Source organism: Photobacterium sanguinicancri (assembly GCF_002265265.1).
GTDB classification, from domain to species: domain Bacteria; phylum Pseudomonadota; class Gammaproteobacteria; order Enterobacterales; family Vibrionaceae; genus Photobacterium; species Photobacterium sanguinicancri.
Genome location: NZ_NOIF01000006.1, coordinates 51775 through 62684 on the forward strand (window position 1 = coordinate 51775; position 10910 = coordinate 62684).

Annotated in this window: 6 protein-coding genes; 3 read left to right on the forward strand and 3 right to left on the reverse strand. The window is 37.9% G+C overall.

What is annotated here, in order from left to right:
• Positions 1–162 precede the first annotated feature (162 nt).
• A complete protein-coding gene (locus ASV53_RS02220; protein WP_094955920.1) occupies positions 163–375 on the reverse strand; it encodes a DUF3892 domain-containing protein in 213 nt (70 codons plus the stop codon).
• A gap of 517 nt (positions 376–892) precedes the next feature.
• On the opposite strand from ASV53_RS02220, the gene ASV53_RS02225 reads away from it, so the two are divergent.
• Positions 893–2503: an AAA family ATPase gene (locus tag ASV53_RS02225; protein WP_094955921.1), complete on the forward strand. Its 1611-nt coding sequence runs from the start codon at positions 893–895 to the stop codon at positions 2501–2503.
• 259 nt (positions 2504–2762) lie between these two features.
• Here the strand turns inward: ASV53_RS02225 and ASV53_RS02230 are convergent, their stop codons facing one another.
• A complete protein-coding gene (locus ASV53_RS02230) occupies positions 2763–3290 on the reverse strand; it encodes a hypothetical protein (protein ID WP_094955922.1) in 528 nt (175 codons plus the stop codon).
• A gap of 1863 nt (positions 3291–5153) precedes the next feature.
• Here ASV53_RS02230 and ASV53_RS02240 point away from each other — a divergent pair.
• Positions 5154–7157, forward strand: coding sequence for an ATP-dependent nuclease (locus ASV53_RS02240; RefSeq protein WP_094955924.1), 2004 nt, complete (start codon positions 5154–5156; stop codon positions 7155–7157).
• Positions 7142–9166, forward strand: coding sequence for a UvrD-helicase domain-containing protein (locus ASV53_RS02245; protein WP_094955925.1), 2025 nt, complete (start codon positions 7142–7144; stop codon positions 9164–9166). Before ASV53_RS02240 ends, ASV53_RS02245 begins: the two co-directional genes overlap by 16 nt.
• A 645-nt stretch (positions 9167–9811) precedes the next feature.
• On the opposite strand, the gene ASV53_RS02250 is transcribed toward ASV53_RS02245, so the two are convergent.
• The gene (locus ASV53_RS02250) at positions 9812–10837 is read right to left on the reverse strand and encodes a site-specific integrase (RefSeq protein WP_239928707.1); all 1026 of its coding nucleotides are present in this window, start codon (positions 10835–10837) and stop codon (positions 9812–9814) included.
• Positions 10838–10910 lie beyond the last annotated feature (73 nt).

Sequence of the window (10910 nt, forward strand, 5' to 3'; positions counted from 1 at the left end):
TTCTGAACACTCTCATTTGAACAAATAATACTTATGCAGACATATTGCAACTAACTACATATACAATAGCTGCATGCGGATCATGGTCAACAGAAAAATTGTTCATTAATGATTGGTGATAGAATTAAAGGGCTATACTGAGCATAGCCCTTTGGAGAGTGGTTATTCGTTAATGTTATCTGGTCTATCGTGATTAGGGTTGTTCCTAGCGTACTCAATACCATTGCGTTTGTAGATGTGGGTATCAGGATGCTTACCTTGCTTGACCTCTCGGATTAGCTGCGCTCTACTGACCTCTCCGCGCCCAGTAATCGTATAGCTGTCGTTGCCACTACCATTACCACCGTTACCGTTAATACTCGAACCTTTCGCCATAAATGACTCCTATAGTCAAATGAATTTCGTTTGTCGTGCATTCAAGAACAACAATGCAACTTGCTGTTTCACCTCCTAAAGCACTAATTATTATGTATAGGTATACAATGTCTAATTCAAGAGATGCTAATTAAAAAATGGATAAATATAATGGCGTGAAGTCAGTATCTAATTTTTACTCTCAGTGCTTTTGTATCGCCTTTTTTGATTTTCTAGTCCATCAACTACTGAGTATTCCTCGACAGTTGAACTGTTGCATAATTTGTAATATTTGCATGAGCGATGAAAAAGTTCAGCTGCTGCACAAATCAGTATTAATCAAAAATGCCCCAAATCATTTGGAACAAGGGCCCATACATATTCTGTTAGCCTTAATGTGTCCTAAAATCTCATGACTATCCAGTCACACTCACAAGCCCATATGGTTGTTTTGTATGAAAACTTGCTTCCAGTTAGTCTAGTCATGATACTATTTGCGCATGTCATAAGACCTAGTCGCTAGGAGTGAGTTCTTCACATGGGTAAAGCAAAGGGTAGCAAATCCAAAATCAGTCGATATAACTATCGTCTGAAAAAACTTCACATTAAAAACTTGAAAGGTATCAAAAACTTTCCTTTGACCTTTGACTCTGTCAAGAATATCACAGCTGTTGTTGGTGTGAATGGATCAGGTAAGTCGACTATCATACATGCTTTAGCTTGTGCGTTTAAACCCAAAGGCAAACAGACATCAAAAGATTTCAACCGTCTTTCTCACTTCTTTACTCCAAACAAAGATGCAAGTTGGGATGGTAGCGAGTTCAAAATCGACTTTGAGTTTGACGAGTTAAACCCAGCCAAATCTCCTCAACCAGTCACTAAAGATGATCATGAAGTTTATTACAAAAAGCCCGGAAAGAAACAAAGTCGATGGCTTCCAATCTATGGTCGTAGGCATGAGAGAGAGTCCGCTTATATCGGACTACATGATCTTGCAACGTTAAACGAAGATAAGAACGCAAGTCGCTATAAAGAATACGAAACTGAAGAATTAGCTCACGTTGCGGCAGACAAAATAAAGCAAGACATGATTTATGTGCTTGGTAGAGAATATGAGTCACTCAATAGCTGTACGATAAAGAAAGGCGACAAAGTTCACACAATGTTCGGGCTAGAGTTTAACGGTATAACTTACAGCGAACACTCTATGGGGGCGGGTGAAAAGCGAGTTCTCAATATTCTTTATACGCTACACAGCCCAATGCTTGCTAAAGGAGGGTTGCTGCTAGTTGATGAGATAGATGTTCTACTTCACGGTGCAGCTTTCAAGCGTTTAATTGAGAAGATCATTCAGCGTTCTAAAGAGAATAGAATTGAAGTGGTGTTTTCTACACACCGCGAGACAATTTCGGAATTCAGTGAACAGATTAACATCATCGGTGTTTTCAATACTGGCAATGGAGTGTTGCCAATGCCGCACACAAACCCTCAAGTTATGAGCCAACTCACTGGGGTTATGACGAAACCTCTTCACATATACGTCGAAGATGAATTAGCTGAAGACATAGTGCTTAACCTTGTTTACAGCAAGCATCTGCACGCTCACGTTGATGTGACTAAATTTGGTGCATGGTCAAACGCTTTCGCTTTATTAGCAGGCAAAAAGTTAATGAATCAAGACATCCAGAATACCGTATGTGTGCTGGATGGTGATGTATGTAGACAGGAAGATGAAAAACTCTCTGAGTGTCAGCGACATTTGAATGGTAACGACCGCTATAATGATAGGTGTGAAGTTGTTGGTCAAATAAAAGAATTTAAAATTAAATACTTTGCACCGGAGGGTCAGAAAGGGAGCCCTGAATTTAATATCAAGAAGCTCTTTGAGCAAGCGCATATTGATGACCCTCGACTCAGAGAGCTACAAGCCACATCTCGTTCCATTCAAGGACTTAACGATTGGCACATTTACTTTGACAAAATGACAGGCATTTCTGGTCAGCGACAAGCTAGAGCGCGAGTGTTAGAGTTTTTGCAAGCTAATGAGGAATGGCAAGAGTACATTCAGGAAGTTAGTGAATGGCTTGATAGAAAAGTAGTTGAGCTTGAGTTATTAATTGACAATGAACCAGTAGCTTATTGTGACTAAAAATGGATTAGGTTGGATGTGAGCTGTCAATTTGCTTTGAACATGAATAACAGAATAGGTGTTGCTCAGCCGACACCTATTCTGGGTGCTGGACAAGCCCGAAGCATATTTCCATACCTTACTTCATCAGAACGATGCCCAGTAAAGCTATTACTCTAACTCATTCCTGTTCTGTCCAAATATAAGATATTTTCCAGAATATTGGCTGTATATTTTGGTAGTGATCCATTTACTTATTTATTCATTTGAGTACGAATCACTACAATTCATTTTGAAATGAATCTGCTATTTCTCGGATGAGATTCTCTGTGACTCCTGAAGCACTGCTTACTTTAATGTACCTACCTGAAAAACTGGAGAGCTGCCTATCATATAGGTCTAGGTTACCTACAACCCGCCAATCAGCACTCATTTTATAGGAATGGGCTAACATTCTTCGAATAGGATTGGAGTCATTTAATCTGAGCGTTAACCTCTCGTCTGAAGCTATGTACTCTTGTTTAATTCCTTGTATTATCAAAAATTCCCTAGGAAACAAAGTGCTCAGAGGGTATAAAAGCACGTTGGAGTTCATACAAAAGACGTTTAGTAACTTAGCCCCTTCAGGATCGAGTGTAACTTGTTCTAAAAATGAAGCATGGTTCATGGAGAAATAATTTTCTATCTCTGTTACAGAGCGCATTTGGGGATGTTTATTGAGGTAATCTGTAGAGAGAAGTAAGCTCACAACATCAAAATATAGAACCTGCAATCCGGTGTGACTTTTTGAGTTTTTCGGTTTATTCATTTTCTTAAATCGCTTATAGCAATTACAAAACAAAAACGTCACTTCAGCTGTGATAGATAAAGTGACGGAGTGATAATCATTTGCGTCGCTTAATGTATTTCACTGTAGCAAACATACCGACAAATATACCGATGATGATTCCTATCAAAACAGGCACAACGACATAAGTATTAATAAGTAATATCTTTTCCATTAATGATCTCCTTATTTAGAGTTAATCGCCAGCTACTGGAATTTTCGCCAATAGCATTGCCGTACTAGCATCAGTTGAGGTTGTGCCCCGATCTGCGAGAGAGCTGATTTCAGATTGAAGATATCTATAAGTGCAACATTTTCCGTCCCAATAGCTCATAGAAGCCAAATAATAATTTAAGCGTGCAAGCCCTAGTGGTGGTAGTGGACACACCTCTTCAACTTCTTCTGAGTTAGTCCAGTAAAGACTTCGATAACCCAGTTTTATGATTTGAAAAACAATATCTCTAAGGTGCCCTATATCGCGAACAGGAAATGATAAAAGGTTTGAATCATGTGGTTGACTCGTGTGATAAGAAACATCAAGTAACCCGGATTTTTTATTTAATGTTATGTAGGCTCTAACTCCCCGTATTGGATAATAATCTTCATTGCAATTTATACTCATCGCCGAATTTAGTTTTTTTGAGAGCTGAAGAATCCAATTGACTTCTTCAGGATCATAACACCTGTAACACATCACTCTTCCTTACCACGACTGAATTTATGCATGTTTATAAAGGAAGAGATACGATTTAGCAAGGGGTGGGGTGAGTTAAACTCCTTTTAAATCAGCGTTTTAGTTGGTGTTGCTATGCCAAGTCAACTGTTGTTGTTTATGCGTAATGAGCTCTATTTTATTCGCCTTTTAGCATATCCTCCTACATAGGTAGGTGAAATAACTAATGGATTGACTGTTTGTTTTGATTCGGCTTTGGGACTGTAAATAAATGAATAAAATCTGAAGCTATAGCACTGATTTTCAAGGATTAAGTTTAAATATGCTTGTAACGATTGTTTTTGTGGAAGGAGGAGGGCGGGTACTAATTGCTCGGAATATTATGTGGCTTGGTTGACATGCAATCTGTCAATTCTTTAACTGCGCTAGCTCTAATATGCTACCGGCACATAAAATGAGTTAGTTTTAATTTCTGAATGAGTGTTTTTTGACCAAGTTTCCTGTAATTAAGTAGTATCTTACGTTCTTTAGTAGCCACATTTTATTGATCGTAGTCACAGAAAAGTGAACAACAGATGACGCAACCACAACCTGCATCTTTTCTGATTTGTTGCTCTATTGATGACCCAATGTAACGTTTTAGGCCGTATTTGTTCGGTCGTTATGTTTCAATTCCATAAAAGCTCTTTCCCTGAATATTAGGTGTAATGAGTTAGAGGAGAGGCTCTAATTGATCATATCTTAACATATGAGCACTTTGGTGCGCATTTAGGTGCAATCCGTTCTTCTTGGTCACGTTGGGGTAATCTCTATGCGTGGTCGGGGGAGGCACTGTCTGCTTATTGGTCGAGTAACTAACTTTTGCACCAAAATCGTTTTGGGCCACATCTTCATGTGCTTCAGCGCCTCGACTTTTCCCTTAACCTACCTAATGCAAAGCCTTTCTGTTGAAAAGCGGCTCGGTATGTATAGTTAGTTGGGCCGATATGCTTAATCATACTTACTGCACTGAATTTCGAATCGTGAACGAGTCGGAGATTTATTTGTTGTTATTTAATTTGACTTAATTCATTGAAATTATTTAATTTAACAAGTAAGTTTTAGCGATAAATTAATGATTGATGCGTTCTGGAAGAGGGAATTCCTGCGTCCCTTTATCACAAGGAAAAAAGATGCACATAAGCAATGTACGAATACAGAATTTCAGGCAACTTAAAGATACAACATTAGATCTGGAAGATGAGTTAAATAACGAACTATCTCTTCTGATAGGAAAAAATAATTCTGGCAAGACATCTTTTATCGTAGTGTTTGAAAAATTCCTGAAGTCAAGGAAGTTCTACTACGATGACTTCCCATTGAGTCTGCGTGAAGACATTCTTAAGCTCAGTGAAAAGACAGATGAGTATTCACTGGCAATAAGACTATCCCTTAGTATTAAGTATGGCGAAGAAGATAATCTACAGAACCTTTCTGAATTCATTGTAGATCTTGACCCGAAATCCAACACAGCACGAATTTCCTTTGAAGCAACGATCAACAAATCAAAACTACTAAAGGATCTTGATGCTGTTACCAAAAGAAAAGATGAGTTCATCAAAAAGAACCTTTCTGATTACATTCAAGTTAGATACTACATCTTTGATAACTTTAGTGATTTTGAGCCGAAACATCGTTCTAATCTAATCCCCAAAGATGCATCTGATGTTAATAACCTAATCAATTTGAAGATAATTCAAGCCAATAGAAATGTAACGAGTTCGGATGCAAAGCCTCAAGATCGAAAGATTCTTTCATATCTAACAACACAGTTCTACAACAGCAAAGTCAAGGTTTCTCATGATGAGCTAGACGGGATCAATTCATCAATTATTGAAGCAGATAGCCAACTTAGCAGTAACTACAAAGCCTTCTTTTCTCCTTTCCTTCAGAACGCAAAGTCCTTTCTTGGACTTACTGACCTAAACGTTGTGTCCGATCTTCAGTCCAAGGAGGTTATGGCAAGTCATTCTAAGATCACCTATGGAATAAATGGCACTGAACTTCCTGAACATCAAAATGGTTTGGGATACATGAACATACTTTACCTTCTTCTTAACATAGAGATAGAGAAGGCAGATTTTGAAGAGAGCGGGCGAGATATAAACCTTCTGTTTATTGAAGAGCCTGAAGCTCACACCCATCCACAACTACAGTATGTTTTTATTGACCAAATCACAGAAACTTTAAAAGGGATTAAAGGGCTTCAAACTTTCATCTCAACTCATTCTGCTCATATCGTCAAAAAATGCAATTTCAAGGACATTCGCTACTTTCGCATCCAAAAGGATGAAGCTAATACAGAGATTCGGAATTTCTATATAGAGTTACAAGCAAGGTATGCTGATGAAAGGAATACTGATATCGACAAGGTAGAAAAGGAGAATTTCAAGTTTCTCAACCAATATTTAACAATTGAGTCCTCAGAACTATTTTTTGCAGAGAAGATAATCTTCATAGAAGGTACTTCTGAAAAAATGCTCCTCCCATACTTCATCAATCAATTTGATACAGATGGCCTTGGTGATAAGGGTGATATTGCACTCACTTCTCAAAATATATCGATCCTCGAAGTTGGGGCGAATGCAAAAGCATTTAAGCACTTTCTCGACTTCCTTGAGATAAAGACACTCATCATTACAGATCTAGATACAACCAAAGAATGTGAGAGTGAGAAGGGAAGAAAGACTTACAATGCATGCGCTGCAAAAATTGGCACTCATACTAGCAATGGAACCTTACGGCATTACTATAAATCACCGGAATTTGGTGATAAGGGTTTCTCAGCATGGATGGATAAACTAAAAGAACATAGCCATGATGCCCCATCACCATTGATCAAGGTTGCTTATCAGGATGTTCAAGACGGATACCAAGGTAGAAGTTTTGAAGAAGCATTTGTGAGTGCGAATATGGACTCTATAGGCAGTAATCTAGACGATGTCGATGGACTTAAAAACAAGGATAAGTTTGATGACTGCAAGTCAGACCCTGACAAGTTTGTGGAGGAAATGCTTGATAGCAAAGGGAAGTCTAGCTTTGCCTCCTCTATACTCTACCTCGCTCTTTCAAAGGATAACCTTAAGTGGAATCCCCCTTCATATATTAAGGAGGGATTAAAGTGGATCGCAAAGTAACACCACAGCAAAGAATTCAAGAGTGCATTGCCGATAAGAAGAGTTTTGTTTTACAGGGAGGGGCCGGTTGTGGGAAAACTGAAACACTAAAGCAAACACTACAGCTCCTGTCCAAAGATTATCCGAAGAAGAGAATTGCATGTATCACTCATACCAACTTAGCTGTTAATGAAATCATTGACCGCGTAGGAGAAGGTTACAACATATCCACGATACATTCGTTTCTTGGCTCCCTAATTAAGAACTACACTAAAGCAATTCACAAAGTTATACATGAGATATTTATAGTCGCTAATGCAGAAGTTGAGACTGAGGATAGTTCTGGGCTAACTGGTAATGATCTCAAAAAAGCTAACCATGAAAACTACAAGAGTGCTTATAAGAAGTATGCAAAGTTAAAATATATTGTCAAAGGCGAGACCTCACCCAAAGAGCTTGGTAAAAGAGAGTATGACAAAGCGCCAAATGAATACAGCCAGACACTCAATGAGAAAATAGCTGACTTGAATACTGAAGTTCGGCAGGTCATTGATGGTAAGGATCACAGGATCATTAGATACAATGACTCACGTTTTGACCGATTCAATGACCTTTCATTTGGGCATGATAGCCTGCTTAAGATTACAAGTTTGCTATTTATGCGTTATTCAAAGCTAGGAAGGATCTTGTGTGATAAGTACGATTTCATCCTAATAGATGAATACCAAGATACACATGAAGACGTGGTTGAAGTGTTCTTAAAGCATCTCCCTAGAGATAAGAAAATCACAATAGGATTATTTGGGGATGCAATGCAAAGCATATACTCAGATGGTATTGGAGATGTGCGTGCCTATATCGACTCAGGTGACCTTGCCGAGATACCAAAGGAAGATAACTTCCGATGTTCAGAACAGGTGATTAACTTTGTGAATGCTCTTAGAGAGGATGATCTAAGGCAAGAACCTGCATTCAAGGTTAAAAAAGATGGCACCAAAGAGACCTTAAAAGATAGACAAGGTCAGGTTAGGTTGCTTTATGCAATCTGGGATAAAAACAAACCTCATTCTAGGAGTTGTTCTGAAGAAAAGCAGGCATACCTTGATTTCGTCGACAAGTTAATTGACTTGGCTGATGGTAAAGAATCCTCTCATAAGAAGTTGATGCTTACAAACAAGTCAATTGCAGGCAAAGTTGGATTTGCTTCTTTATATAAGGTGTTTGCTGATAGGTATACGGAAGTCAAAGATGAGCTCGAAAAGGTTCTCTCAAGCACTCAGGTGCTTGATCTAGTAGAACTATGTGATGCCTATAGCGGAGCAAAAAAGAGATACAATTTCATACTATCCGAACTGAAGAAGTCGGGGTTTGTGCTTAACAACCTTGAGGCCAAAGAAAAGATTGTCGCCGCATTTGAGAAGATCACTACGGGTGATCTAAGCATTGCTAAAACTCTTGAGGTTGCTTTTGAAGAAAATATTATCACCAAGTCAGACAGTTACCTTGCATATGTTGGTCGTAAGGACTCTTTTTTAGCTGAGTTGAAAAAAGATATAGCATATCAGCAGCTCAAAAAGATATTCAACTCAGGAGCCAATACCTTAGCTAAGATGGTAAAAGAAGTCCCTGAATTGACTGAAGAAACATTCAATGAGTTTATATCCAATCTTAAAAGAGAGAGATTCTACGAGGAGCTATTCTCTGAATCGATCCCCTTTAGTGAGATAATTAGGTACTACAGATATCTAAATGAAGAGTGTGATTACATCACAATGCATAAGACCAAAGGATCTGGTATTGAGAACGTTTTAGTTGTCCTTGATGAGTATTTTTGGAATCAATACAAGTTTCAGTTCAGCCACAATAGTACAGAGCCTAGTAGCGCCTTCACGTCCCCTAACATGAAGCTGTTTTATGTTGCATGCTCACGAACGATAAAGAACCTGACTGTTGTCAAAGTGGTAACCAGTGATGAGGAAAAGCATCTACTGGCAACATTCCCCGGATTTAAAAAGGTAGTTACTGATTAGGGGGAAGGGCCATTTATGGGATTGAGAAAGGTCAGGTAGCTTAAAAAAACGGCTAATAAAATAGCTAGAATGAACACATAAACTTTTAAGGTTTCAAGATACTTTTTCTTATCTGAATTAACCTAGTTAGACCAAATAATCTAACTAGGTTTTGTCCAGAGACACATTAAATCCATTGTTATCTTATCCGTTATTAGAATAAGCCCTAACAATGCTAAGCCTTTGGCTTGTTATGACTAACTAAGTGGCGAATGGATTGGCTAAACTAATCTGATTATTATGTTCACTAATGTCATTAAGTCATCAACTAAGTAGGCATTAAGGTATTAACAAGGATACCTTAATGTCCACTTAATTCGGTCTGATGTAACATGTTCTGTACTACCAATGCTGGGTATGTTAGAAACGACTTTTGCCATACTTGAAGTGATTTATGTATTGCTCAATTAGCAAAATCGATAATTTATTTCTGTCCTGTTGAAAATGATGATATCAGCTGGCTAATTGTACAATTTAATTATAACTGCCCTCCGAAGTGTAAGGCTGAATATGAGTTAAATATCATGAAGTAGGGGGGCAATATTTTAATAAAACCTCTTTTGGGGTTAATTATCGCTTCTGAACTTCATTTAGCTCTTATCTGAATTACCTTCCATGAATAACCTCATTATTTATATCTGTCCAAAAATCTTGTGACTTACCTAACGTATAATCTAGATGACCAGATTCTAGAGCCAAGATAATTGATGCAACTCGAATATAGAAATAATAAGTTGTTTTATAATCGTTATGACCTAACTGGGCCTGAAGTGCCTCATCGACTGCAATATTATAATAGCCATTTGTAATCTGTTCTTTAGTAAGGCTTTGAATAATAAAATTTGTGGCATACCAGTCACGTGAGTTACGAAATGACCATTTAAATTTATTGAGTTTTCCTTTGGCATAGTTGGTCGCTGAAGAAATCATCGATGGGGTAACAGGATTACCATTTTTTGCCAAAAAGAAATGATGATCTGGGTTTCCGTTTGGATATTTCTTTTTATATTTAGCTCTTCGCTCTGCATAATATGGATAATATAACTCACAAACTGATTTCCAAGCACTAAGGTTAACTTTGACAATCCTAGCCTTACTTCCTTTTTCAACAACCCTGAAATCAAATGTTTTTATCTCATTGCTGCCAACAGGTTTAAGAGTATTTAATATTTCTGGATATGTTCGGATATGGTTGTTCTCACCATAACCTATATATGGCGTTTGACAAACTCCGACGGCACGTAATCCTGTCGAAAGGGCGTGCATAAACATAGCTGGATAAACAATGTCACTATAAGATGACATAAGAGAGCTTATATTATCATTACTCATTATTATTATTTGTGATCTTTTAAACTTAGTCCAATTGCGGTTGCTCTTCTTCCCAATGTCTATGTTTCCAGTTTCTGGATAGCTGCCACTTAGCATATTTTTGTTAGAACGTAGTTTGCTATTTTCTCGATAATTATACTTCCAGCTAACACTTGTGGTGTTAATTAGGACCGGGAACTCTTTTCTCTTCGCCCAAGAGTAAAAACTAAACACTAAAGAGGCATCATTGAAGATGGTATCATCAGATGGTTTAACATTTTTGGAACTATCTCTTTGGCTTACTAGGAACCCTTGCCACATCCTTATATCTTCTTCAGTAACTGACCTCCAAAATGTATCTTAAACACATCTCCTAGCCAAACAGACGGAGCTA

Bases quoted from the DNA above. Each gene is read 5' to 3' on its own strand.
- ASV53_RS02230 (WP_094955922.1), bottom strand. From the start codon at position 3,290: ATGAATAAACCGAAAAACTCAAAAAGTCACACCGGATTGCAGGTTCTA.
- ASV53_RS02240 (WP_094955924.1), top strand. From the start codon at position 5,154: ATGCACATAAGCAATGTACGAATACAGAATTTCAGGCAACTTAAAGAT.
- ASV53_RS02220 (WP_094955920.1), bottom strand. From the start codon at position 375: ATGGCGAAAGGTTCGAGTATTAACGGTAACGGTGGTAATGGTAGTGGC.
- ASV53_RS02250 (WP_239928707.1), bottom strand. From the start codon at position 10,837: ATGTGGCAAGGGTTCCTAGTAAGCCAAAGAGATAGTTCCAAAAATGTT.
- ASV53_RS02225 (WP_094955921.1), top strand. From the start codon at position 893: ATGGGTAAAGCAAAGGGTAGCAAATCCAAAATCAGTCGATATAACTAT.